This window comes from Saccharibacillus sacchari (assembly GCF_037722395.1).
Taxonomy (GTDB): domain Bacteria; phylum Bacillota; class Bacilli; order Paenibacillales; family Paenibacillaceae; genus Saccharibacillus; species Saccharibacillus sacchari_A.
The window spans coordinates 1-24,740 of the sequence record NZ_JBBKAR010000064.1 but is presented as its reverse complement, the minus strand read 5'-3'; the positions used below and the strand labels follow the sequence as shown (position 1 = coordinate 24,740).

The following is a 24,740-nucleotide window of genomic DNA, read 5'->3' as shown; positions in this document are numbered from 1 at the left end:
CTATATTTTATTTTTTAATGATTAATGTAATATTAAATAACATAAATATATCTCCAATATGTCGCGAGCTATCTCTTTTTGCCTTATAGCGAAAACTGTGCCTCCGTGCTAAAATAAGAGTTCGGATATTCGTTCAAAAGAAACGTGGCCAAATGGGTCGGGAGGAGCGCTCTCGGCCTTTTGCTTGCTGTATTTCACAGGAGGAGATTAATTTGCAGCTGATTATTGCGGAGAAGCCCGACCAGGGAGCAAAGCTGGCCGCGCCGTTTAAGCATAAAAAGACGCAAGGGTATATTCAGATCGACAAATGCCCTGCATTTCCGGACGGCGCCTATGTCAGTTGGGCGGTCGGGCATATTTGCGAGCTTGTGCCGCCGGAGGAATACGATCCGGCCTACAAGCGGTGGAGCCTGGATAGCCTGCCGATTTTGCCCGGTAAATTCAAGCATCGCATTACACCGAATAAAGCCAAACAGTTCAATCTGTTAAACGATCTGCTCAAGCGTCCCGAAGTCAAAGAAATCATTATCGCGAGCGATGCCGGACGCGAAGGCGAATATATCGTGCGCATCGTTATTCAACTCAGCGGCGTAAAAAAGCCGATGAAGCGTCTGTGGATCTCGTCGCTCACGCCGCGTGCGGTTGAGCAGGGTTTTGCCAACCTCAAAGAAGAGATTGAGACACGTAACCTATACTATGAGGCGGTCAGCCGCTCATGCGCCGATTGGCTGGTCGGAATGAACGGCTCGCGAGTGTATTCGTTACTGTTCCAACGCCGCGGCGTTCAGGGTGTTTTTTCGACAGGACGGGTTCAAAGCCCGACGCTTGCGCTGATCGTGACCCGGGAAAAAGAAATTGCCAACTTCAAGCCCGAACCGTTTTGGGAAGTCAAAGCGAAATTCGCATTCGACGGTGCGGAGTATGAAGGTACGTGGTTCAAAGGCGAAGAAACGCGTCTGAAAACGCCGGAGGAAGCCGAAGAGATCCGCGCGCGCTGCGAAGGAAAAAACGCCGTCGTCGATTCGATCGAGACGGAGCGTAAAGAGTTCCAGCCGCCGCAATTGTTCTCCCTGTCGTCGCTGCAAGCCTCGGCTAACCAGATTTTCAAATACTCGCCGCAGGATACGCTTAGCGCGTTACAGCAGTTGTATCTCGACGGATATATCTCTTACCCGCGTTCCGACTCGTCTTATGTCACGGATGAAGAAGCCAAGCAGTTTCCGGACATTTTGAAAAAGTTGGCGGGATTTCAGGAGCTGAGTCCTTTTCTTCCTGCGCCCAAAACGACGTTGATCGGTAACAAACGTTACGTGAACGCATCCAAGGTCGGCGACCATTACGCGATTATTCCGACGGAACAGGTGCCGACGCCGGGGAAGCTGCAAGGTATGAACTTGAGTCTGTATCTGCTTATTGCCAAACGATTGATTGCTGCGCATGAAGAAAAAGCAATCATCGACTATACGAATCTTGTGACGCTGGTCGATGGGCGAGATCCGTTTATGACCAAAGGCAAAGTGATCGTGCAAGAAGGCTGGCGCAAAGTGCTGTACGATAACGCGCCGAAAAAGAAAGCGAAAACGTCCGGCAAAGAAGAAGACAACGGCGGGAAAGAAGAAGACGACGAGGATCTGTCCGTGCTTCCCCCCGTCAAAGAAGGCGATACCGGCAAGGTAGCCGACGTGCAGGTCAAAGAAGGCAAGACCCAACCGCCCAAGCGCTACACGGAAGGCCAATTGATTACTTTAATGAAAACGGCCGGGAAGCATCTCGATAACGCGGAGCTGGAAAAGGTATTGCAGCGTACGGAAGGACTGGGAACAGAGGCGACCCGGGCGGGGATCATCGGCGGCTTGAAAGACCGTCAATATATCGAAGTTCGCAAAAACATGGTCTACGCGACGAACAAAGGCACCGTATTGATCGAAGCGTTGGGCGAAAGCGTATTGGCTTCGGCGGAAATGACAGCGAAATGGGAGCAGCGTCTCGGCGAGATCGGGCAAGGCCAGGAATCGCCCAAAGCATTCATGGAGCAAGCCCAACGGTTGGCGCAGAAGATCGTAGCCGATGCCGTCGCCGCGGAAAAAGGATGGACGTTCACCGTCGAGCTGCCCAGCGGCGAACAGCGTCCGGCATACGGAAAGTCGGGCGGCGGCCAACAGGGCGGAGAGCAAGGAAGAAGCGGTGCCGGTTCTCCCGAACTCGGCGCATGTCCGATCTGTGGCAAGCCGGTTGTGGATAAAAAGAAACTATATGGCTGCACGGGTTATCCGTCATGTCTATTTACCATCTCGAAAAAGATCCTCGGCAAAGCGATATCGGAAAGCCAAGTCAAACGTTTGCTCGATAAAGGTCAGACGCTTACGCTCAAAGGATTCAAAAAAGGCGAGCGAACTTTCGACGCCGCGCTGTCCTGGAATGCCGAGCAGAAGAAACTCGATTTCCTGTTTGCGGATCGTATCGAGAAGACGGAGCAGGCCAAGCCGCGTTCGTAACCGTTTCTTTTTACGCAAAAAAAACGGGCCCTTAGGAAAGGGTCCGTTTTTGGAAAGGAGCGCGCGCGAAGCGGGTAATCAGATCGGGGACTTCAGGAAGCTTCGAGATCGTGTGCAGCGAACCTTTCGAAGTGGCGTCCAGGTCGATCATATTATAAGCCCACTCACGTTCCTGTTTCAGATATACGGCATTGATGTCGGCGCTAAGCGCAGGCGCGATATCTGTACGAAGCGAATTGCCAATCATCCAGGTCGATTCCCGCGGCAGCACTTTTTTCTGTAAAATGCCTTCGAGCGCCTGGACGTTTTTGTGCTGACGAATAAAGATGTCGGAGCCGAAATACGTGCTGAGCTTCATCTGGTCGATTTTGCGCTGCTGAATTTGATCTTCGCCGCCCGTGTATAGATACAGACCGTGTCCTTCGCCGCGAAGCCGTTCCAGTGTCTCGACCATCCCGGGGTAAGCTTCGACCTCTTGATCATATACGCTAAGACCGAGCTTCATCAGCTGCGCTTCTTCGGCGTCATTGCCGATTCGTTGATAAGCGGAGTTGAAGTGACGATAGGTCGCGATCAGCGATTCCGGAAAATGGTGGCTGGCGAAGCCTACGACGTGAACGCCGGCGATATCGATCTCCAGCTGCTTTTGGCGAACTTGTTCGGCGTCCAATCCGTAAGGCGAAAACCAACGAACCATCCGGTCGAAAAACTCGTCCAGAATTTGATCGAAATATCGGTTGCAGTATACCAGCGTATCGTCCAGATCAAAAATCAAATGTTGTTTGCAGGTGCCCGTCATGGGATGTTCACTCCTTCAAATCTCCCGATAAGGCTCGGTTCAATGATTCGAAGAAACCGGTCAAAGACGAAGATACGATTCCAGAAACATTTGCAATTCCGATGCCCCGTCGGGACGTATGCTGAATTTTTCATTGGATTGCTCGCCGATATGGGTGCGCAGCAATCCGGCGGTGCGAAGCAGCACCATATGATGCTTGAGTGCTTCGGCGGGTTGTCCAAGATCCCGTTCCATTTCCTGAAGCGAGCGCGGCTGATCGGCAACATAACGCAGCAGCTTCAGCCGATCCGGCATAGCCAGCGCACGCGTCATGCGAAGCAGCACGGTTGGAGGTTCGTCTTCTTCCGCTTCGGGTACGTCGACCGGGTACTGGATAAGAAGTACATTCTCATAGAAGCAGTACGTATTCATCGGGCGGTTGTGTACGGTCGGGAAAAGGATAACCGTCTTCAGATCAAGCGGCGTTTCGACGACAAGGCCGCCCGATGCGTACTCCACCAGGGCGTTCGCATCCATTTTAAGCAGCAGTTCGCGTTTCTCGGCCGCATCTTCTTCGATAAGAGGAAGGATGGAATCCTGGATATTTTTGAAGTAATAAGTATACCACGATTTCAGCAAAGGCGTGTAGTCTCGCTGAATTCGGTACACCTCTTTTTCGGTCAGCAGCGGAAGCTGCGGGGAGATACGTTCCAACAGACGTTCGGCCGGTTCGGCAAGCAGCCGGTCGAGGAATGCCGGAATGTCTTCGCTTTCTTCACGTTCGATAACCAGCGCATACAGGGCGTCGAAATCCAAAAACGGCCATTCGGCTGCTTCTGCGAAGCGCCGGCGCACTTCCGGTGGCATGCCCGCTTCGGCTTCGGTCGACCACTCCGATCCGATATCAAGGTTTTGAAGCCATTTCTTTGTAATATGCACCATAAAGCTACCGAGAAGCTCATAAATCTCGGATACGTCAATTTTAACTTCGTAATTATTCAAATCATGACCTCCTATGCCGTTGACCGCGTTCAAAAATAGATATACGTTCGAAATGATTCTTTTGAACTTATTATGTATGGTTTCACCTGAACTTGTCTACTACTACCTTTTCAAATCATAACCAGAGGCAAGGGCAAAGGTTCTGTCTTGGATCATTGCCCTCGAAAGGAAGGAATCGTTTGGTAGCTTCTCGATCTGCTTTTTCTTATTACATTTTGCTCGGTATTGTCGTTATGGCCGGGCTGAGCCAAGGATTATTGCTGCCGTTGCTGTCTATTTTGTTGGAGCAGCAAGGCGTTTCCGCTTCGGTTAACGGCTTGAACTCTGCGGCATTGTATATCGGATCGTTCGCGATGACGCTGATAGCCGAACGGTTGGTTGGGGTTGTCGGTTTTAAAAAGCTGCTGATTGGCGGTCTGTTGATGGTCATGATCGCGCTGCCGCTGTTTCCGCTTATTCCGAGCATCGGCATATGGTTCGTTCTGCGACTGATCGTCGGGGCGGGCGACAGTGCTTTGAATTATGTGGCGCAATTATGGGTACTGTTGGTAACGCCGGCAGAGAATCGCGGGCGGAACTTGTCTCTATACGGGATGTCCTACGGAATCGGCTTCAGTATCGGGCCGCTTGGGATCGGACTCGTCGATTATGGGGATTATATTCCTTTTGTCTCGTTGGCTGTCCTTTTTCTCGTGGTGCTTATTCTGGTCCTGCGTTATTTGCCCGAATACAAGCCGGAACGCGACTTGCAAGAACAAAAAGGCTTTGCGCGCTTCCCGCGGATTTATCGCTATGCCTGGTTTGCGCTGATTCCGGCCTTCCTGTACGGATATATGGAAGCATCGCTCAACGGGAACTTTCCCGTATACGGACTGCGCATCGGTCTGGTAAAAGAAGACATCGCATTGCTGCTCTTATGTATCGGAATCGGCGGGTTGGTCTTGCAGTTGCCTCTTGGCATGCTAAGCGATCGCTTCGGCCGACGTCCGATCTTGATCACGGCGGGAATCTGCGGAGGATTGTTATTTGCACTCGTGCCGCTCGCGGGAACGCATCTGTGGACGAATATGGCGTTGTTCCTTGTCGCGGGCGGACTTGTCGGTTCGTTTTATTCGCTCGGGATGGCTTATGCGGCGGATTTGCTGCCTAGAGCGTTAATTCCGTCAGCCAACGTTATCGCGTCGTTCCACTTCAGCCTCGGCAGTATGGTCGGGCCGGGCGTCGGCGGATTCGGCATGCAGCATGGCTCGCCGTTTCTGCTCTTTTGGATCATGGGCGGTGCCTATGTGGGGTTTGGGATGTTGGGATTCTTTTTCCGGGGCAAATCCGTGAAAAAGTTCGAGAAAAAGGCTGCCTAACGTGGCAATGGACAAACGTTTCGGGGTACACTAGAGAAGTGAAGTTTACCAAGTCAGGGGAGTCGGATGGCGAATGATTAAGGTGAGAGGCTTGAGAAAGACCGTAAGCAGCGATAAAACACCTATACTTAAAGGCATAGACTTTGATTTGGTTCGCGGCGAATTCGTGGCGATCGTCGGACCGAGCGGCAGCGGGAAAAGTATGCTGCTCCGTTGCCTGGCGCTTCGGGAAGAATGGGACGGCGGCTCATTCGTGGTGGATGATCTCGATGTATTCAAAGCCGGCTGGTCCGGTAAACGCCGTATTCGAAAAGAATGGGCGTATCTCCAGCAAAATCCCGATCTCGATCCGAACCGCACCGCGCTGAAAAATGTGTTGATCGGCCAAGTAGGTCAGACACCCGCTTGGCGACGGTTTACCGGCATGGTTCGCACGGATGATTATATGGGCGCTATGGATATGATCGAATCGTTCGGTCTGCTGGACAAAGCCAAGCTTAAAGCAGGAAATTTAAGCGGCGGCGAAAAGCAGCGGATTGCGACAGCCCGGGCGCTTGCGCACGGCGCAAACGTGTTGCTGGCGGATGAACCGGTCATCGGACTTGATCCGCATACGGCGGATAATGTGCTGGGCATGCTGAAAAACCTGTGCGAGACACAGGAAACGACAGTCGTGGCTGTTCTTCCGATCGAGCTGGCAGAACGCCATGCGAGCCGGATATGGGGAATGGAAGACGGGAAAGTGATTCTGGATATCCGGGGGCGTCGGCTCACTACAGCCGAGAAGAGCCGTCTGTAGCAATAATCCGTTAATCATCCGACAGGCATAAGTGGGAGAGAGTGAGCGAAGGAATGAAAAAAATGTGGTTAAGCATCGTTGGAACGGCGGGGCTGCTGTTGTTGTCGGGTTGCAGCGATACGCTGTCGCTGCCGGACCCGACCTCGCTAATCCAGCCACCACGCCTTCCGGCGGATAAAGAGGCATTGAGAAATACGATCGATCGTCAGCTTCCGGCCGGCGCCGTGGAAGTTCGTGCCCAAAATTCGAGCGATACGAGCGCGGTTCGCTACGAAGACCTGGATGGAGACGGCATCAATGAAGCTATCGTTTTTTACAGATCGGCGAATAGCGGCGAGAATCTTCATATGATGATCCTGAAAAATCAAAACGGCGTCTGGATGAAAATGCTGGATTTCATAGGCGAAGGAACGACGCTGGACAAGCTGGAGTTCATGGATGTTTCCGGCGACGGGCATATCGACATTTTGGCCGGGTTCGGAGTCGATGGGGAAAATCCGGCCAGCGCGGGAAGCAACGTGCTAATGGTTTACTCGTACGTGTATTCGGATATTCAGGCTGGCTTGGAAACGCTCGGCAATAAATTGGCCTACTCGGCGTTTTCGTTGGTCGATCTGAACGGGGATGGGCGAAATGAGCTGGCGTTGATTAATTTGAAGCCGAATGTAGGAACGGATATCAAGGTCTATCAGTATCAGGATAATAATTTCCAGGAATTATCTTCGCTCGTCCTGCCAAACAAGACGGTTACGGGATACTACAATGTTACGGCAGGCAAAGTATCCGAAAACCAGGTCGGGATCGTGCTGGACATGATCATCGGTTCAGGTTCCTATACGCAGATCGTCGTGATGAAAAACGGTATTCTGGAATCCGTACTCAGTGAGGATTCGGCATTCCGCGACGGCTGGGTCAAAAGCGAAGACGTCGACGGTGACGGAATCATCGAGATCGGTCTGCTGAATATGCCGGATGGCTGGAGTTATTTCGAGAACAAGGAAGACATCCCGATGCTTACGTTGTACAGCCGTTGGGACGGAGAAAAAGGCTTAACCCCGGTTAGGGAGCAGTACCGTGATCCGAACGGGCGATTCGTGCTTCAGCCTTTTCCGGAAAGCCTGCTGAAAAACGTTACGCTGAATACCGTATCGATGGTCGACAAATATTTGCAGTTCGTCACGATCGACACACGCGAGTGGATCGAAGAAGTTCGGTTCTTCACGCCTGCCCAGTGGCAAAACGAATCCGAAGACAAAGGCTGGATCAAGCTGTACAGCACGAGCAGCCAGGTCATTGCCTATCGGGTGAATCCGGATGGAGAGTTGGGAGCAGGGAAAACGGGAATCCCAAGCACGTAACGGGTGAACAACCAATAAGAGAGCAAGAAGTACTATTAAAATCCGGGAAGGGGAGTCTCATGAGTAAAGTGTTGATTTTGGAGGACGAAGAATCAATCCGCAGCTTTATCGTTATCAATTTGAAGCGGAACGGATTTGAGGTTCTGGAAGCCGGAGAAGGCAATGAAGCCCTGCATATCCTGCAAACCGAGCCGGGCATCGACATTGCGCTGCTCGATGTCATGGTTCCGGGCATTGACGGATTCGAAGTCTGCCGCCGGATCCGGGAAACGAATGAACGGATGGGGATTATTTTCTTGACGGCAAAAGTACAGGAGCAAGACAAAGTATACGCTCTGTCCGTAGGCGCCGATGACCATGTCAGCAAGCCTTTTAGCCCGACCGAATTGATTGCGCGGATTCACTCCCTGTTAAGACGGGTCAATGTGCATCGCGAAGCGGCAGCGAAGGTAACTTTCGACTCGGGACCGTTCAAGCTGGACCTGATCTCGAAGCAATTCAAAAAAAACGCGCAGGCGATCGAGCTGACGCCGACGGAGTTTTCGCTGATTCAATTTTTCCTGGAAAAAGAAAACACGCCGCTTAGCCGGGATGTGCTGCTCGACCACGTCTGGGGCAAAGAATATATGGGCGATCCGAAGATCGTGGACGTAAATATCCGTAGGCTGCGCCAGAAAATCGAGGATAATCCTTCCGAACCGGAATATTTACAGACGGTATGGGGGCACGGATATAAGTGGAAAGGCCAGGGTCAATGATTAAGAAAGGCATCGGCAGGCAGATTGTCATGCACTATTTCATCGTCATCTTCCTGGCGCTGATGCTCGTGGAAGTGGTGTTTCTGTTTGCGATCCGGGCTTATTATTACGACACGATCTATAACTCGATCTCGAGCCATATCGACGTGACGGTACGAAGCGCGCTGATTTCCACCAGCGCCGGGGATTATGGGGAGATGGAATACCTGAGCCAGATTTTGGCTTTGTTGAAGTTGCCTGAAGCCGAATTGCAGATTCTCAACGGCAAAGGCGAAATTCTGATCAGTTCTTCGGGATTCCCGTCGGATAAGCTGGTGCAAACCAGCGATATCCCGCAGGCGCTAGCTTCCGGAAGCACGTCGAAATGGATCGGTCGCCAAGCGACGACGGGCGAACCGGTCATGGCCGTGACGACGACTCTTCAGCCGGGCGGGGGTCAGGTTTATTTGGCGCGCTTTGTGACTTCGATCGAAAAAGTGAACCAACGCCTGACCGAGATTACGCTGGTGTCGATGGCGATTATCGCCGCGATCCTCGTCATTGTCCTGATTGTCAGTATCGGCTTGGCGAACTCGATTGTACGGCCAATCAACAATATTATCGCCGTCTCGGCGCAGATGGCCAAAGGCCGGTTCGACGTCAGGGTCGAAGGGGACTACCGCTACGAGCTGGGGGAAATGGGCTCAACGTTGAACTACATGGCCGAAGAGATCGTGCGAAGCAATCAGATCAAGGACGATTTCATTTCCTCGATTTCGCATGAGCTGAGAACCCCGCTCACTTCGATTAAAGGATGGAGCGAGACGCTCGATTCCGGCGGTTACGACCCCGACGAGACGCGGATCGGCATGGGCATCATCTCCAAAGAAACAGAGCGATTGATCGGACTGGTCGAAGAACTGTTGGACTTTTCCAAGCTTCAGCAAAACGAGATGAAGCTGACAATGGCGCATGTGGAACTCAAAGAACTGCTCAAAGAAATCGTGCTGAACGTCTGGGCCAAAGCCGAGCTGAAAAAAGTTCAGCTTCGTCTGGACGCGGACGGCGACAGCTTTCCCGTTTACGGCGATGCCAATCGTCTGAAGCAGGTATTCCTCAATATCGTCGATAACGCGATTAAATTCTCCCACGAAAGTTCGGTGATCGTGCTGCATGTGGTCCGCGAGGACGGCTGGGTGCGAACCGCGGTTCAAGACAGCGGAATCGGAATCGACGAAGAGAATTTGAAGCGGGTCAAAGACCGCTTTTTCCAAGTCAACACGCAAGGCGGAGGCACGGGACTCGGATTGGCGATTACGCAACAGCTGGTGGAACTGCATGAAGGCGAACTGAATATGACGAGCGAGCTGGGAGTGGGAACTACGGTAAGCGTAAAACTGCCTTTGCTTGAGGAAGAGAGCAAGTCCCGAGAAGAAATCTCTGGCGAGAAGTCTTCTGATCAGGAATCTTCCGATACAGAATCCATATAACCGAAAGAGGGGCGAAGCGATGTCATCGGAAAAGCCGACATCCCATGAACGGCTTCGCGAACATGAAGCTGGGCTCGTTATTCGCGAGGCGGTTCTATCCGATGCGGATATTCTGGCCGAGATGTTGCGCGAAGCGGCCGAAATCATGGTTAAAAGCGGCGTGGAACAATGGAAGCCCGAAATGTTCAGTCGAGAGGCGGTGCTTGAATACTTTAAAAGCCGTCGACTATTTTTGCTGATAGCGGACGGAAATCCGGCAGGGTTGTTTACGCTTCAAGACAGCGATCCGGCTTATTGGCAAGAATTGAACGACGAAGGTTATCTGTATCTACATCGTTTGACCGTTCGTCCGGAATATCGCGGGCTTGATTATGGCGGAGAGATGCTTCGTTATGCGGAAGCGGAAGCTCGGAAAAGCAATAAGCGGGGGTTAAGGCTGGACTGCGTTGCTCATTTGCCCGGTTTGAATGCTTATTATCGGCGAAGCGGCTTCCAATTCATTGCCGAACGTGATCTGAATCGAAGCGTCGGAGGACGTTACGTAAACTTGTATGAAAAAACGGATCAGCGGTAGAGCGATAGTGGTTCTTGAACCGGCAGCATAAGAAAAAGCCTTTCCCGAAACGAAGTTGAAATCTCGGGAAAGGCTTTTTTAAACCGATCGCTCGGTAATAGTCGAATTAAGAAGTCATGCTTCCGGTCCGGCGAAGCGATACAGGTTCGAAAGATTCTTTCAAAGCAGGAACGACTTGAGGACGTACGACAGGTTTGGCTTGTACCGTTTCATTCGGGCCGATCATCAAAATTTCGTTTGGCGATCCTGAAATAATTGCTCCGTCATGAATAATCGCATTTTCGCCAATAATCGCATACTGGATTTTGGCATTGCGTCCGATCGTGGCTCCCGGCATAATAACGCTATCCGCGACCGTCGAACCTTTGCCGACCTCTACGTCACGGAAAAGCACGGAATGCTTGACCGAACCTTCGTTAATGCAGGCTTCGTGCACCATCGAATCGATCGGCGACAGCGTTAACGTGCGACGGAATAAGGCAGGCTGGCTGAATTGACGCTTAGTGTGCATCGGCCACTCCGACTTGTTCAAGCGGAACTCGCTTTCATCGCCCAACAGATCCATATGGGATTCCCACAAGCTGTTGGCTGTACCTACGTCTCTCCAATAGCCTGCAAAAGGATAAGCACTAAGCTTGGAACCATCGCCAAGCATCAGAGGCAGCAGATCTTTTCCGAAATCGTGATTGGATTCCGTTTTCATCGCGTCTTCCAGCAGATAAGCTCGCAGGTACGACCATTTGAATACATAAATGCCCATAGATGCGAGGCTGCTCATCGGTTTGGCCGGTTTTTCTGTAAAATCGACAATGCGTAGATCGGAATCAGCCGTGACGATGCCGAAACGATGCGCTTCATCCAGTGGCACTTCCATTACAGAAAGAGTCGCATCGGCTCCAGAGACCTTATGGGCTTCAAGCATTTTTGCATAATCCATATGGTAGATATGATCGCCGGATAAAATTAAAACATGCTCCGGATCATGTTTGTCGATAAACTCGATATTTTTGGTGATCGCGTCCGCCGTACCGCGGTACTCGCCCTGTTCGCCAGGTGGGAGCAGCGCAATTTCACCATCTTGTCCGTTGATCTTCCAGGGTGTACCTTCTCCTATATGCTCATGCAGCGACTCGGCAGCATACTGGGTCAGTACGCCTACGGTGTCGATGCCTGAATTGAGGCAGTTACTGAGAGGAAAATCGATAATACGGTAATGCCCGCCAAAAGGTACGGCAGGTTTTGCGATCGTAGACGTCAGCGGTGCCAATCTGCGACCTTCTCCTCCAGCCAGTAGCATAGCGATGCAATCTTTCTTTTCCATGTTAATTTCCCTCCCGTGATGTATGTCAACATGAGATATAATTAAACGGAAGAAGCCAGCTTTGAAACGATGAAAACTGGAAATGAGTTGCAATTTTTTGAATTTATTTTTTTTAGTATCGGGTATTCAGCGAGTTGCCTAACGGGTAATAGAACTATTGATCTGTTCAAATCAACCTATTTATTGAATGACGCAGCGGATAAAGGAGAGTGAAAAGGATGACCAAACGATCGGCGGTCGGAACGCAGTCTTTGTCGCGTGAAGACATTTATTTATTTCATGAAGGTAATTTTTTTCACAGCTATCGTTTGTTTGGAGCGCATTTGACTTCGGAATCGGGAACGCAGGGCGTGCGTTTTACCGTATGGGCGCCGCATGCCGTATCCGTCGGAGTAGCCATGGACAGCAACGGGTGGGACGGGACGCGGAATGCGCTTGAACCCGTTGCCGATTCGGGCGGGATCTGGAGCGGTTTTATCGAACGCGCAAGCTACGGCGATCTTTATAAATACGAAATTTTTTCGCGAAGCGGCGAACGTTTGCTGCGTGCCGATCCTTACGGCGTATACGCGGAGGTCAGACCGAATACCGCTTCCCGTGTCGGATCGGTCGAAGGTTACGAATGGGGCGATCAAGCCTGGCGCAGAAAGCGCAGAGCGCCTTATGCCAAGCCGATGAACGTGTACGAGATTCAGCTCGGCACATGGAAGCAAAAAGAAGACGGCACTTTTTATACATACCGCGAATTGGCCGACGTGTTGATTCCGTACATCAAAGAAATGGGCTACACGCATCTTGAATTCATGCCGCTGACCGAATATCCGTACGATCTGTCATGGGGCTACCAAGCGACGGGATATTTCGCTCCGACCAGCCGCTACGGCGAAGCCAAAGATCTCATGTATCTGATCGACCGGTGTCACCAAGCCGATATCGGCGTCCTGCTGGATTGGGTACCCGGACATTTTGCCAAAGACGCGCACGGCCTTCGGCAGTTCGACGGCTCGCCGCTATACGAATACGCCGATCCGATGCTGGCCGAGAAACCGGGCTGGGGAACGCTGTCGTTCGACTTCGGCAAACCCGAAGTGCATTCGTTCCTGATCTCAAGCGCTTTGTATTGGCTGGAGGTGTTCCACTTCGACGGATTGCGGATCGACGCGGTGACGAGCATGCTGCGTTTGGACTTCGAGAAAAAACCGCATCAATGGCGCCCGAACGAGCAAGGCGGCGTCGAAAACCAGGACGCGGTGGAGTTTTTGCGCAAGCTCAACCGGGCCGTATTCAACTATTATCCGAACGCCGTGATGGCCGCGGAAGAATCGAGCGCATGGCCGCTGGTTACGGCACCGGCGCACGAAGGCGGACTCGGTTTCAATTACAAATGGAATATGGGCTGGATGAACGATACGCTCAAGTACGTGGAAACGGGCTTCGATAAAAGATCTTCTTTGCATAATCTGCTGACGTTCCCGATCATGTACGCGCATGAAGAAAATTATATGCTGCCGCTGTCGCATGACGAAGTGGTGCACGGCAAAAAGTCGCTGCTGGATAAAATGCCGGGTTATTATGAAGAAAAATTCGCGGGCCTTCGTCTGCTGCTCGGGTATCAGATTACGCATCCGGGCAAAAAACTGCTGTTCATGGGCGGGGAGTTCGGCCAATTCATCGAATGGAAAGACGAAGAACAGCTCGATTGGCTGCTGCTCGATTACGAAGCGCATCGCAACATGCAGGCGTACACCGCCGCGCTGAACCATTTTTACCTGGCGGAAAAAGCGCTTTGGGAGATCGACCACAAGTGGGACGGCTACGACTGGATCAATGCCGACGATGCTAATCAAAGCGTCATTTCTTTCGTGCGCAAAAGCAAAAAGCCGGGCGACACGTTGTACATCCTGATTAATTTCAAACCGATCGCTTATGACGATTACCGGATCGGCGTGGACAAACCGGGATCTTATCAAGAAGTGTTCAACAGTGACGAAGTCCGTTTCGGCGGCGAAGGATTGTTGAACGATCAGCCCATTCGGGCGGAGAAAGGAAGCTGGCATCAACGCGATTACCATCTTCCAGTAAAAATCGCGCCGCTCGGCATGGTTATTCTCAAAAAAACGGCACCGAAAAAGAAAATTACCGAAAACCCGGTTGAATCGGCGACAACGGACAGCCGACCGGCGACAAGGAAGGGGAAAAAGAAATGAAATTGCTGTTTGCGGCCGCGGAAGCGGCACCTTTTATCAAAACAGGCGGCCTGGCCGATGTAATCGGAGCTTTGCCAAGAGCATTGAAGGAGGCCGGAGCGGATATTCGTGTCGTTCTTCCCAAATATAAAGCGATCCCTGAATCCTACAAAGAAAAAATGATCCATAAAGGCGTTACCTATGTACAAATGGGCTGGCGCAGCCAATATTGCGGTATCGAAGAATATGATGACGGCGGTATTCCGGTTTATTTCATTGATAACGAATTTTATTTCGGACGCGATGGCGTATACGGTTACGGAGACGACGGCGAACGTTTTGCTTTTTTCAATAAAGCCGTACTCGACATTTTGCCGGAAATCGGCTTCAAGCCGGACGTGATCCACTGCCATGACTGGCACACGGGAATGGTTCCTTTGCTGCTTCAGGACCGGTATGCGCATGATCCTTTTTACGACAATATCCAAACGGTGTACACGATCCACAACCTGCTGTATCAAGGCGTGTTCCCGTATGCGGTATTCGGCGAGCTGCTGGGATTGGATAACCGGCACTTTACCGACGGCGGAGCGGAATACTACGGCAACGTCAACTTTATGAAAGCGGGGATCGTCTATTCGGGCAAAGTCACGACGGTCAGCCCGACTTACGCCGACGAGATCCGCACCGCTCATTACGGATACGGGCTTGACGGTTTGCTGTCTTCGATCGGCGATAAACTGACGGGCATCGTGAACGGCATCGATACGCGAAGCTACAATCCGAATACGGACAAAGCGCTGCATACCCGTTACAAAAGCAGCATCGCCAAAAAGCGCGAAAACAAAACGGCGCTGCAAAACGAGCTGGGCTTGCCGGTCAATGCGAAAACGCCGATGATCGGCATCGTGTCGCGCTTGGTCGAACCGAAAGGATTGGATCTGATCGTTCGCGTGCTGGACGAGTTGCTATACGGCGACGACGTTCAGATTGTGGTATTGGGGACGGGCGAACCGGGCTACGAAGAGTGGTTCCGCCAAGCCGCTTACCGTCATCCGCAGCAATTGTCGGTACAGCTTCGCTTCAGCGAGCCGCTGTCGCGAAATATTTACGCGGCAAGCGATCTGTTCTTGATGCCTTCCATGTTCGAGCCTTGCGGCATCAGCCAACTGCTCGCCATGCGTTACGGCAGCGTACCGGTCGTGCGCGAGACGGGCGGGCTGAACGACACCGTTCATTCGTTCAACGAATATACGGGCGAAGGGAACGGTTTCAGCTTCGCTTCCTATAATGCCCATGATATGCTGCACACGATTCGGCGCGCCTTGTCGTTTTACCGCGACGAAACTTCTTGGAAAAAAATCGTGCAAAACGGCATGAGCGAAGATTTCAGTTGGTTGGCGTCGGCCAAAGAATATATGGAGATTTACGAAGTGTTGACGAGGTAGGAAAGTCTTATTCGGGAAAGAAGCTTGGGGCGTTGCGGAAGAAATTCGGTTAAAACGTTGTTTCACTCGGAAAACTGGATCAGATTTCAGTAAGGAAGTTTTCCGAGTTCAAAGGCGTTTTAACCTGAATTTCTCCCTTCGCTTGAAGCTTCGTTACGGAATAGGGCGTTCCTGCTTTTTTGTAGTTAGGTAAAGCGACTACATGGACAAGGAGGCTATTCGAATGGACGTATTTGCTGATTACTTGGATAAGCTGGACGATCCGCTTCAGAAAGAACGGTTGGAGAATATTTTCGCATGGATTCATGGGACATTCCCGAATTTGGGAGCGAAGATCGCTTGGAATCAGCCGATGTTTACGGATCATGAGACGTTTATTATTGCTTTCAGCACAGCTAAAGCACATATGTCTGTCGCGCCGGAAAAAGTAGCTTTGGATCGTTTTGCAGACAAGATTGTACAATCCGGCTACACGCATACCAATCAGTTATTTCGCATCCCCTGGAAAAGCCCAGTCGATTACGACTTGTTAAAAGAAATCATTGAATTCAATATCGAAGATAAAAAAGACTGTACGACTTTTTGGAGAAAATAGTGTTGTTCAGTCAATCTTCTTTTGTTAGGAAAGAACTTTGCCTTCGTCAAAGCGAAGTTCTTTTTTTATCCCTCCCCCCGAATGCTTTTAGCTCGGGGGCCGATGGGCTTGGGCGAAGGGGTGGAAGGGAAACAAAGAAACGAAGTGCTCGCCTTTGAAATCCGATTCCACTCTGACCAGGGCTTCCAATCGAGAAATCGGATTTCAACAGCGATCGCAGCTCCCTTCAACCCCGTAGCGCCTTCGCCGATCCCTCACTCCCCATCCCCTAAAAAGGGCTAAAATAATAACAAACCATAAACAATGCCGTTTTCACCCCGGTCCCAATCGAACCTTTGTCAATCCACCTCAACGTCGCTAGCACCGACACCACAATAGCTGCCATCGAAACTACAAAAAACATGCCGGCCGCCTCCTTCTGAGTCGCTGTAATCAACACAAGCTACCTAAGGGAAAATAACCAAAATGCAGAAATTAAAACGCTTTCTTTTTCATTTAACTTTAACACTCAACGTGTCGACAAAGTCCAACGTAACTGGAAGCGAGCAGACGGAGAGAGAAATTCAGTGAAGGAGCTAAGGCATTTCGAAGAAATGCACTTCGTAAGCATCCGCTAACGAATTTCTCTCGCAGTCTGCCCGCTTCCCGCACTTACGCGATTTTCAAAGGCAGCCTGAGCCGACGCATCAAGCGTCGGCAGATGACAAGTTTCGATATAAAATGCGGTAACCATAGGCGTCGAGAGGGATTGCTAGCCGTCCGTCCGTCGTAGGAATGCTTTCGCTGGTCAGCGTATCGCGCCAGTCGTTGGTTTCCATGGGATGCGACAGAATATTGGGCTGCCCCGTGTTATTCATCCAGATCGTGAAATGAATATGGTCGTCGATCCGTTCATAGACAATACAAGGATTACCCGATTCCGCCATCAGGAAGCGAAAACGTCCGCCGCGCAGCGCCGGGTTTCTTTTTCGCAGCATAATCATTAACCGATAGAAGCTATGCAGTTCCCGATCCTGCTTGGTAGGTTCCCATTCCATACATTTTCGACAATCCGGGTCTGCGCCGCCTTCAAGTCCGATCTCGTCCCCGTAGAAAATACAGGGCGTGCCCATATAGGTGAACAGGAACACGATCGCCAGTTTCAACTTGCGCTTATCGCCGCCCAATCGGGTTAACAGACGCGGCGTGTCGTGGCTGCACAGCATATTGAACACCACTTCGTTCGTTTGTTGCGGATAACGCATGAGCAGACTGCTCATATGACTGGAAAACTGATAACCGTCCATGCCGCCGCCGAAGAAAGCCAATACTTTGTCGGAGAACGGGTAGTTCATCACCGAGTCGAATTGATCGCCCAACAGCCACGAAAGAGAATCGCTCCATACTTCGCCGACCAGATAAGCATCCGGTTTGGCACTTTTGACCACATCCCGGAATTCACGCCAAAAATGATGATCCACCTCGTCGGCTACGTCCAAGCGCCAGCCGTCGACGCCGATCTCTTTGATCCAATACTTCGCGACGCCGAGCAAATATTTTCGAACCTCTTCGTTGCCGGTATTGAACTTGGGCATATTGCCGTAGAATCCGAAGGTATCGTAAGTCGGGATTCCATCCTGGACTTCAAGCGGGAACTGGTTCACATGGAACCAATCGGCGTAAGGCGAATAAGGACCTTTGAGCACCACATCGCGAAACGGCGGGAATTGATCGCTGCAATGATTGAAAACGGCATCGAGAATGACGCGTATCCCCTTGCCGTGGCAAGTTTCAACAAGCTGCTTGAGCAGCGTGCTGTCACCCAAATGCGGATCGATTGTTTTATAATCAACCGTGTCGTATTTGTGGTATGTCGTAGCGGTGAAGATCGGAGTGAAATAAATCGCGTTAATCCCCAGTTCTACCAGATAATCAACATGATTCAACACACCTTGCAAATCTCCGCCAAAATAATCGGTCAGCGTCGGCTGCGCCCCCCAGGGGAGTGTCCCGGGCGGATCGATCGAAGGATCGCCTTTGGCAAAGCGGTCGGGCATGATCTGGTAAAAAATCGCTTTTTTCGCCCAATCGGGTGCCGCGAACAGATCAACCGCATGGATGTAAGGAAACTCATAAAATCCTCCGGTGGGCGCAGGGAACCCGTCATGGAATTCGTTGTCGGCTTTGAATAGCGTCTCATTGCCTGAGCTTAATCTGAAAATGTAGGCGACACGCTTAAACTTGGGCTGCACGGGACCTTCCCAGTAATCAAAATACGCATCGGTCGCCGCCTTTTCCAACTCCGCTTCAAAATATGTACGGTTCCAATCATATTTGTCTCCGGTCAACGCGGTCACACGATCGACATCGTTTTTTTTGGTGCGAAAACGGAGGTGGATCGTCTGAAGATCATATGAGTAAGCCCATTTGTCACGCGGTACGTGGTACATCGCTTCCCGAAACATGGCACAGCCCCCTCTAAAATTTTCCCAGTTACCCAGCACACAAAGATGGACGTTATTACCCGGAAAAACTTTACACCGAAACCAACGAACGGAAATAAAACAGGCCCAAAAGTTCGAACACAAAAAGCCTGCTTCCGATTCAATCGAAAACAGACCCAAATGCTAAAAAAGCTATTCCTGACTTAAAACCTGCTCCGCAAACACCTTTTCCCGATACGCATTCTGCTTGAACTCTTCCCGCACCTGCTCCAGCAGACCCGGAACGGTCAACACATCGTAAGCGGTCCCCGCCAACATTTTAGCTCCAAAAACCATTGCGTCGTAAGCTTCGTCCTTCTGCGCCAGATCACGGAAACCGATACTGTGCAGCTCATGCCGCTCATACACCACCTGTACATAAGGATGAATCGCCGGGCAGCGCGTAGAGACGTTTCCCACGTCCGCCGAACCGCCATTGACCGGAGCTTCGATCCGATCCGCGTCGATACCGGAATCGATCAGGTTGCGCGTGAACGTCTCGGACAGCGTCTCGTTCGTGATTAGCTCGTCGTAGGAATATTCGTAGTTCGATACTTTCAACTCGCATCCTGTCTGGAGCGCAGCGCCTTCCGCGATACGACGAACTTTTTCCACCAACTCGTTGGTATAAGGACGGTCGGCCGAACGGACGTAAAATTGCGCGGACGCGTAATCCGGAATAATGTTCGCCGCTACGCCGCCATGATTGATGATCCCGTGTATGCGCGCGTCCGAACGAGTTTGCTGCCTAAGCGCATTGACCGCGTTAAAAAGCAGCAGCACCGCGTCCAGCGCATTCACGCCTGCTTCCGGGCTGGCTGCCGCATGCGACGATTTTCCGTAAAACTCATACTGGATCGCATCCATCGCCAGAGCGCTGCCCGACTTCTGGAACGAGTAATACGGATGGGCCATCAGGGCGAAGTCGCAATCGTCGAACAAGCCGGCATCGGCCATCGTCACTTTGGCTCCGCGCGTTTCTTCCGCAGGCGTTCCGTACACCCGCAGCGTGCCGCCCGATTCAGCCATTGCATGTTTTAACCCGATTGCCGCGCCGAGGCTCATCGTGCAGATCAGATGGTGTCCGCACGCATGGCCGATCTCCGGCAACGCATCGTATTCGCACAAAAGAGCCACGGTCGGCCCCGGTTTACCCGAGCGGAACGTGCCGATAAACGCCGTCTCGATATCCAGCACCGGCGCTTCAACCTCGAAACCGTGTGCCGAGAGAGATTGTTTCAGCCGGGTGGACGCTTTGAATTCTTCGTTCCCCAATTCCGGATTCCGTGCAATATAAACGGCGATCTCTTTGAGTTCGGCGGAAGAGGTGTCGATTGTATCGAAAATGACAGTTTTATTATTCATAAGTAAACGCTCCTTGTATCGGTGGACTTGAAGTCAAAGCTTATCATGCAAGCGAAACGTTTTCAATGGTGACGCGGCTTTGTAAGGAATCGAACAATTTGATGAACGTTGAAAAAGTACGCGACATTTTGTGAATATTGTTGTATAAATATGAGTATCGTTTTATAATGATGACTTGTTATTTTACTTAGAGAGTGGAGAGAGGGCATGTTGAGACTGAAACGAATAATCCCTTTGCTGATGGCTTTGTTGATGCTGACCTTGGCACTGTATCCGGGTCACGGACAAGCGAATGCGCAGAGTGCATCAAGCACGGATGAGAAAAGAACACTTACAATCGGGTTGAGCCCCGACTTTGCGCCGTACGAGTTCCTGATGACGGTGGACGGGAATAGTAAGGTTGTCGGTTCCGACGTCATGATCGCCGAAGAGATCGCCAAGGACATGGGCGCGGAGCTGGTCATCGAGCAAATGTCGTTCGACAGCCTGATTCCGGCCCTGCAAAGCGGTCGGATCGATATGATCATCTCCGGCATGACGCCGACCGACGAAAGACGCCAGAACGTTGACTTTTCCGACCTGTACTATACGTCGCGCCAGGTCATTCTGACCCGTTCGGAAGACGTCGATCAATACAAAACGATGGACGCGCTCGAAGGCGAGCAGATCGGGGTGCAAACAGGTTCGATTCAAGAAGAGATTGCGAACTCGATTCCGAATGCACAGGTGACGGCCGTTAAGACCATTTCCGACGTGGTCAGCCTGCTCAGCTCCGACCGCGTGAACGCTGCCGTGTTCGAAGGACCGGTTGCGGAAGCTCAAGTCAAAAACCGTCCGGGCATCGCGATTGCCGAAGCCGTACCGGAAGACAGCGATACGCCGATGGCGATTGCGGTTCAAAAAGGCAACACCGAGCTAGTGAACGAAATCAACGTGACGCTTGAGCGCCTGCGCGCAACCAACGCGGTAGACGGATTTATTCAACAAGCCAACGAACTGAATTCCGGCGAAACGGCTCCAAGCAACATCTTCTCGTTCTTTTGGAAATATCGCGGATTTTATGCAGACGGCGTGAAGTATACGCTGCTGCTATCCGCTCTGGGCGTATTGTTCGGTTTCCTGATCGGTCTGTTGATCGCGCTGCTTAGACTATCGGGCGTCAAAATTTTGAAATGGATTGCCGTAACGTATATCGAAGTGCTTCGCGGTACGCCGATGCTGGTACAGCTTCTTATTATTCACTTCGGGCTCGCCAGCGCGTTCGATATCAAATTCTCGGTCTTGCAATCGGGGATTATCACGCTGTCGCTGAACAGTTCGGCTTACTTGGCGGAAATTTTCCGTGCGGGTATCCAGAACGTCGATAGGGGACAGATGGAAGCCGCACGCTCGCTCGGTATGCCTCGGGGCATGGCGATGCGCACGATCATTATTCCGCAAGCGATCAAAGGCGTTCTGCCGGCAATCGGTAACGAATTCGTCGTCATTATCAAGGAATCGTCGATCGTATCGTTTATCGGGGTCGCCGACTTGATGTTCCAGGCCAATGCCGTACGTACGCTGACCTATTCCGGTCTGTACCCGCTCGTCATTGCCGCAGGCATCTATCTGGTGATGACGCTGATTCTGTCCAAGTTGTTAAATGTATTAGAACGGAGGTTGAGTGCCGGTGATAGCCGTTAAAAATCTGCAAAAATCGTTCGGCAAAAATAACGTCCTGCGCGGAATCGATACCGAAATCAAAAAAGGCGAGGTTGTCGTGGTCATCGGACCCAGCGGTTCGGGCAAAAGCACATTCCTTCGCTGCTTGAACCGTTTGGAAGACGTGACGGGCGGAGAAATTCTGTTCGAAGGTCAACCGATTACGGATAAAAAGCACAATATCGATAAAACGCGCGAAAAGATGGGCATGGTGTTCCAGCAGTTCAATCTGTTCCCGCATAAAAGCGTGCTGGAAAACATTACGCTCGCTCCGATCAAGCTTCAAGGGCTTTCCAAAGCGGATGCCAACAAAAGAGCCGAAGCGTTGCTTCAATCCGTAGGCTTGGCCGATAAAAAGAACGCGTATCCGGTACAGCTATCGGGCGGCCAAAAGCAACGCATCGCTATCGTGCGCGCGCTTGCGATGCAGCCGCATGTGATGCTGTTCGACGAGCCGACATCGGCGCTTGACCCGGAAATGGTCGGCGAAGTGCTGGACGTCATGAAAAAGCTGGCGGAAGACGGCATGACGATGGTGATCGTGACGCATGAAATGGGCTTCGCACGCGAAGTCGGCGACCGGATCGTCTTTATGGACGGCGGCGTGATCGTGGAACAAGGAACGCCGGAAGAAGTGTTCGGCGCGCCGAAGAACGTACGGACGCAGGATTTTTTGAGCAAGGTATTATGAGGGAGGGGGGAGCGTGATCGCGTGTGTCGCTTGGTTGTTTTCCTTGCGGAAAGCCAAAGGCGCTCCACCCGCGATCACGCTTCCCAGGGTGGGTAGGGGAAGAAAACCAACCTTTAAAACCTTTTAAAAGATTGCTGGAAAGATCGGATCAAAATATGATACAAAATCGCCTCGGACTTATGGGTCCGGGGCTTTTTGTATGGGTAAATTCAGGTGCGGACAAATTCAAGGCTAGTAAGAAATAAAAAGAGTTGCAAAAATGATCAGGTACCTTTATGATATGAAAGTAAGGTACCTGAATTTAAGGTGCCTTTATAAAAAAGGAGGCATCGTTTTATGAGTGAACATCAAGGGAACTCTGGACAAGAAGAGATGAATAATGGACCTCGTCGCGACGGAGATCAAGGATTTCAGGATAAAGAGCAAGGATTTCGCGAAGAAGAGCAGGGATTCAATGAAGGGCTGATGAGAACGTTTTTCCATGCTACAGCGTTGCTGCATCGGTATCACCACCATATTCGCCGGGATCGGGAGCGTGGGGGCAATCCGCATCGCGGTCAAGGGCGGGTGTTGGCGTTGCTCAAGCTTAAGCCTGAGATTACGCAGAAAGAGCTGACGTTCCTGCTGAATATGCGCAATCAGTCGTTGGGTGAGTTGTTGGTAAAGTTGGAACGTAGCGGATATATCGAGCGTACGCCTTCGGAGACGGATCGCCGCGTGATGAACGTGAAGTTGACGGAAGCAGGAGCTGAAGCGGCTGAGCAGGCGGAGCAGAATCAGCAGGATGACGGCAAGTTGTTCGAGAGCTTTACCGAGGAAGAGCGTGAGCAGTTCGGCGGATATTTGAACCGTCTGATCGCGGAGCTTGAGAAGCAGATGGAAAACGAAGGTTTTGCCGGACGCGACCCGAGAGAGTTCTGGGGACGCGAAGGAGGTCCACGCCCGCCGTTTGGCCCGGGAGGACGCGGAGGGTTCGGTCCTGGAGGCGGACGTTTCCGTTTCGGCGGCATGAAAGGCGGACGGCATGGTTATGGCCCAGGGAACTTCCGAGGATTTGACTTCCCGGATTCCCGGCAATCGGGTCCGGATCGCAATTCCGAGCAAGAGCGCGATTAAAGAGCCTAACGAGCATAAAAGACATATTGAAGCAGCCCGCCTGAGTGATTGTTCGCTCGGGCGGGTTTTTACATACAGCAACCGACTCTTATTTATCCCATTGGCAAAGTAAGAGAAGCGTGTATAATAAAAAACGTTTAGGGTTACGAAAAGATAGAATGTTGAAAAACGGAAGGGGTATAAGAAATGGCTGATTTATTTTCTTCGTTTGAATATCAAGGCTTGAAGCTTCCGAACCGAATCGTGATGCCGCCGATGTGCCAGTATTCGGTGGACGCCGAAGACGGGATTCCAAATGAATGGCATGAGATTCATTACATAAGCCGGGCGGTAGGCGGAACCGGATTTATCATTGCAGAGATGTCCGGCATCGATCCTGACGGACGGATTACAAACCGGGACACGGGCATCTGGAGCGACGAGATGATACCGGCCTGGAAAAAGATCGTGGACGGCATCCACCGTTACGGGGCCAAAGCCGCGATCCAGCTTGGGCATGCCGGGCGCAAAGCTCAAAATGCCGAGCCTCCGGTCGCGCCTTCGGCGATCGCTTTTGACGAGACGTACCGGACGCCTAGAGCGCTAACCACCGAAGAGGCTCAAAAAATGGTCCGTCTGTACGCCGATGCGGCACGTAGAGCGATCCAAGCCGGCTTCGATACGGTCGAGATTCATGGCGCTCACGGTTATTTGATCCACCAGTTCCATTCGCCGCTGACGAATCAACGTGACGATCGATATGGACAAGATCTGGCTTTGTTCGGTGAAGAGGTTACCCGAGCAGTTCGCGCCGAAGTGCCTGCCGATATGCCGGTACTTATGCGAATCTCTGCGGCCGAGTACGTAGACGGCGGGTACGATGTCCAATATGCAATCGAGATCAGCCGACGTTATCGGGATGCTGGCGCGGACATTTTTCATATCACGTCCGGCGGCGAAGGCGCGATCGGTTCCGCAGGCGGCCCGGGTGCAGGCCCCGGCTATCAGGTCGGTTTGGCAGAACAAATCCGCGAAGCTCTCGACGTCCCCGTCATCGCAGTAGGTCTGCTTGACGAATACGCAGACGCGCAGCGCGTCGTAACAGAAGGCCGCGCCGAACTCGTTGCCATCGGCCGCGGCATGCTCCGCGATCCCTATTGGGCCGTTCACGCTTCGCGCGAACTTCAAGGCAGCCTGCAAGTTCCGGAAGCCTACCGACGCGGCTATCGGGCATTGAAATAGAAATAATTAAGCAATCAAAATAATTAAATGAATCAAACAGAAA

At 51.7% G+C, this 24,740-nt stretch carries 19 protein-coding genes; 14 read left to right on the top strand and 5 right to left on the bottom strand.

The window, feature by feature from the left end; genetic code table 11:
- Positions 1 to 212: 212 nt before the first annotated feature.
- Positions 213 to 2,495, top strand: a complete 2,283-nt coding sequence (locus WKI47_RS25500) for a DNA topoisomerase III (RefSeq protein WP_340230030.1) — start codon at positions 213 to 215, stop codon at positions 2,493 to 2,495.
- Between the two features lie 31 nt (positions 2,496 to 2,526).
- On the opposite strand, the gene WKI47_RS25495 is transcribed toward WKI47_RS25500, so the two are convergent.
- Both WKI47_RS25495 and WKI47_RS25490 read right to left on the bottom strand, forming a co-directional pair.
- Entirely contained in the window at positions 2,527 to 3,294 is a 768-nt protein-coding gene (locus WKI47_RS25495) for an HAD family hydrolase (protein WP_340230029.1), read from the bottom strand.
- A 60-nt stretch (positions 3,295 to 3,354) separates the two neighbouring features.
- On the bottom strand, positions 3,355 to 4,215 hold the full coding sequence (locus WKI47_RS25490; RefSeq protein WP_340230031.1) for an ArsR/SmtB family transcription factor: 861 nt from the start codon (positions 4,213 to 4,215) through the stop codon (positions 3,355 to 3,357).
- A gap of 239 nt (positions 4,216 to 4,454) precedes the next feature.
- Here WKI47_RS25490 and WKI47_RS25485 point away from each other — a divergent pair, with 239 nt between their 5' ends.
- The 6 genes from WKI47_RS25485 to WKI47_RS25460 all read left to right on the top strand — a co-directional run bounded on the left by WKI47_RS25485 (position 4,455) and on the right by WKI47_RS25460 (position 10,591).
- Entirely contained in the window at positions 4,455 to 5,633 is a 1,179-nt protein-coding gene (locus tag WKI47_RS25485; protein ID WP_340230028.1) for an MFS transporter, read from the top strand.
- A gap of 73 nt (positions 5,634 to 5,706) precedes the next feature.
- Complete coding sequence (locus tag WKI47_RS25480; protein ID WP_340230027.1) at positions 5,707 to 6,432, top strand: phosphonate ABC transporter ATP-binding protein; 726 nt, start codon at positions 5,707 to 5,709, stop codon at positions 6,430 to 6,432.
- Positions 6,433 to 6,494: 62 nt separating this feature from the next.
- Positions 6,495 to 7,790, top strand: coding sequence for a hypothetical protein (locus WKI47_RS25475; RefSeq protein ID WP_340230026.1), 1,296 nt, complete (start codon positions 6,495 to 6,497; stop codon positions 7,788 to 7,790).
- A 59-nt stretch (positions 7,791 to 7,849) separates the two neighbouring features.
- The gene (locus WKI47_RS25470; RefSeq protein WP_340230025.1) at positions 7,850 to 8,548 is read left to right on the top strand and encodes a response regulator transcription factor; all 699 of its coding nucleotides are present in this window, start codon (positions 7,850 to 7,852) and stop codon (positions 8,546 to 8,548) included.
- Positions 8,545 to 10,017 carry a HAMP domain-containing sensor histidine kinase gene (locus tag WKI47_RS25465; protein ID WP_340230024.1) on the top strand — a complete coding sequence of 491 codons (1,473 nt, stop codon included), beginning with the start codon at positions 8,545 to 8,547 and terminating at the stop codon, positions 10,015 to 10,017. The genes WKI47_RS25470 and WKI47_RS25465 overlap by 4 nt, the downstream gene beginning before the upstream one ends.
- A gap of 19 nt (positions 10,018 to 10,036) precedes the next feature.
- Entirely contained in the window at positions 10,037 to 10,591 is a 555-nt protein-coding gene (locus WKI47_RS25460; RefSeq protein ID WP_340230023.1) for a GNAT family N-acetyltransferase, read from the top strand.
- Between the two features lie 106 nt (positions 10,592 to 10,697).
- On the opposite strand, the gene WKI47_RS25455 is transcribed toward WKI47_RS25460, so the two are convergent.
- Entirely contained in the window at positions 10,698 to 11,912 is a 1,215-nt protein-coding gene (locus WKI47_RS25455) for a glucose-1-phosphate adenylyltransferase (RefSeq protein WP_340230022.1), read from the bottom strand.
- A 218-nt stretch (positions 11,913 to 12,130) separates the two neighbouring features.
- Here WKI47_RS25455 and glgB point away from each other — a divergent pair, with 218 nt between their 5' ends.
- The 3 genes from glgB (at position 12,131) to WKI47_RS25440 (ending at position 16,141) form a co-directional block, all read left to right on the top strand.
- Entirely contained in the window at positions 12,131 to 14,119 is a 1,989-nt protein-coding gene (gene glgB, locus WKI47_RS25450; protein WP_340230021.1) for a 1,4-alpha-glucan branching protein GlgB, read from the top strand.
- Positions 14,116 to 15,546, top strand: a complete 1,431-nt coding sequence (gene glgA, locus WKI47_RS25445; protein WP_340230020.1) for a glycogen synthase GlgA — start codon at positions 14,116 to 14,118, stop codon at positions 15,544 to 15,546. The genes glgB and glgA overlap by 4 nt, the downstream gene beginning before the upstream one ends.
- A 223-nt stretch (positions 15,547 to 15,769) precedes the next feature.
- Positions 15,770 to 16,141, top strand: coding sequence for an iron chaperone (locus WKI47_RS25440; RefSeq protein WP_340230019.1), 372 nt, complete (start codon positions 15,770 to 15,772; stop codon positions 16,139 to 16,141).
- Positions 16,142 to 16,827: 686 nt separating this feature from the next.
- Here the strand turns inward: WKI47_RS25440 and WKI47_RS25435 are convergent.
- Both WKI47_RS25435 and WKI47_RS25430 read right to left on the bottom strand, forming a co-directional pair.
- Positions 16,828 to 18,585: an alpha-glycosidase gene (locus WKI47_RS25435; RefSeq protein ID WP_340230017.1), complete on the bottom strand. Its 1,758-nt coding sequence runs from the start codon at positions 18,583 to 18,585 to the stop codon at positions 16,828 to 16,830.
- A 171-nt stretch (positions 18,586 to 18,756) separates the two neighbouring features.
- Positions 18,757 to 19,968: a M20 family metallopeptidase gene (locus WKI47_RS25430; protein WP_340230016.1), complete on the bottom strand. Its 1,212-nt coding sequence runs from the start codon at positions 19,966 to 19,968 to the stop codon at positions 18,757 to 18,759.
- A gap of 207 nt (positions 19,969 to 20,175) precedes the next feature.
- Here WKI47_RS25430 and WKI47_RS25425 point away from each other — a divergent pair, with 207 nt between their 5' ends.
- The 4 genes from WKI47_RS25425 to WKI47_RS25410 all read left to right on the top strand — a co-directional run bounded on the left by WKI47_RS25425 (position 20,176) and on the right by WKI47_RS25410 (position 24,697).
- Positions 20,176 to 21,651, top strand: coding sequence for an ABC transporter substrate-binding protein/permease (locus tag WKI47_RS25425; protein WP_340230015.1), 1,476 nt, complete (start codon positions 20,176 to 20,178; stop codon positions 21,649 to 21,651).
- Positions 21,638 to 22,360: an amino acid ABC transporter ATP-binding protein gene (locus WKI47_RS25420; protein ID WP_340230013.1), complete on the top strand. Its 723-nt coding sequence runs from the start codon at positions 21,638 to 21,640 to the stop codon at positions 22,358 to 22,360. Before WKI47_RS25425 ends, WKI47_RS25420 begins: the two co-directional genes overlap by 14 nt.
- A 336-nt stretch (positions 22,361 to 22,696) precedes the next feature.
- Entirely contained in the window at positions 22,697 to 23,476 is a 780-nt protein-coding gene (locus WKI47_RS25415) for a MarR family winged helix-turn-helix transcriptional regulator (RefSeq protein ID WP_340230012.1), read from the top strand.
- A gap of 186 nt (positions 23,477 to 23,662) precedes the next feature.
- The gene (locus tag WKI47_RS25410; RefSeq protein WP_340230011.1) at positions 23,663 to 24,697 is read left to right on the top strand and encodes an NADH:flavin oxidoreductase/NADH oxidase; all 1,035 of its coding nucleotides are present in this window, start codon (positions 23,663 to 23,665) and stop codon (positions 24,695 to 24,697) included.
- Positions 24,698 to 24,740 lie beyond the last annotated feature (43 nt).

What these genes read in the sequence shown, in the direction of transcription:
- WKI47_RS25425 (WP_340230015.1), top strand. Translation starts at nt 20,176, where the DNA reads ATGTTGAGACTGAAACGAATAATCCCTTTGCTGATGGCTTTGTTGATG.
- WKI47_RS25460 (WP_340230023.1), top strand. Translation starts at nt 10,037, where the DNA reads ATGTCATCGGAAAAGCCGACATCCCATGAACGGCTTCGCGAACATGAA.
- WKI47_RS25410 (WP_340230011.1), top strand. Translation starts at nt 23,663, where the DNA reads ATGGCTGATTTATTTTCTTCGTTTGAATATCAAGGCTTGAAGCTTCCG.
- WKI47_RS25435 (WP_340230017.1), bottom strand. Translation starts at nt 18,585, where the DNA reads ATGTTTCGGGAAGCGATGTACCACGTACCGCGTGACAAATGGGCTTAC.
- WKI47_RS25465 (WP_340230024.1), top strand. Translation starts at nt 8,545, where the DNA reads ATGATTAAGAAAGGCATCGGCAGGCAGATTGTCATGCACTATTTCATC.
- WKI47_RS25430 (WP_340230016.1), bottom strand. Translation starts at nt 19,968, where the DNA reads ATGAATAATAAAACTGTCATTTTCGATACAATCGACACCTCTTCCGCC.
- WKI47_RS25415 (WP_340230012.1), top strand. Translation starts at nt 22,697, where the DNA reads ATGAGTGAACATCAAGGGAACTCTGGACAAGAAGAGATGAATAATGGA.
- WKI47_RS25470 (WP_340230025.1), top strand. Translation starts at nt 7,850, where the DNA reads ATGAGTAAAGTGTTGATTTTGGAGGACGAAGAATCAATCCGCAGCTTT.
- glgA (WP_340230020.1), top strand. Translation starts at nt 14,116, where the DNA reads ATGAAATTGCTGTTTGCGGCCGCGGAAGCGGCACCTTTTATCAAAACA.
- glgB (WP_340230021.1), top strand. Translation starts at nt 12,131, where the DNA reads ATGACCAAACGATCGGCGGTCGGAACGCAGTCTTTGTCGCGTGAAGAC.
- WKI47_RS25480 (WP_340230027.1), top strand. Translation starts at nt 5,707, where the DNA reads ATGATTAAGGTGAGAGGCTTGAGAAAGACCGTAAGCAGCGATAAAACA.
- WKI47_RS25475 (WP_340230026.1), top strand. Translation starts at nt 6,495, where the DNA reads ATGTGGTTAAGCATCGTTGGAACGGCGGGGCTGCTGTTGTTGTCGGGT.
- WKI47_RS25490 (WP_340230031.1), bottom strand. Translation starts at nt 4,215, where the DNA reads ATGGTGCATATTACAAAGAAATGGCTTCAAAACCTTGATATCGGATCG.
- WKI47_RS25495 (WP_340230029.1), bottom strand. Translation starts at nt 3,294, where the DNA reads ATGACGGGCACCTGCAAACAACATTTGATTTTTGATCTGGACGATACG.
- WKI47_RS25440 (WP_340230019.1), top strand. Translation starts at nt 15,770, where the DNA reads ATGGACGTATTTGCTGATTACTTGGATAAGCTGGACGATCCGCTTCAG.
- WKI47_RS25455 (WP_340230022.1), bottom strand. Translation starts at nt 11,912, where the DNA reads ATGGAAAAGAAAGATTGCATCGCTATGCTACTGGCTGGAGGAGAAGGT.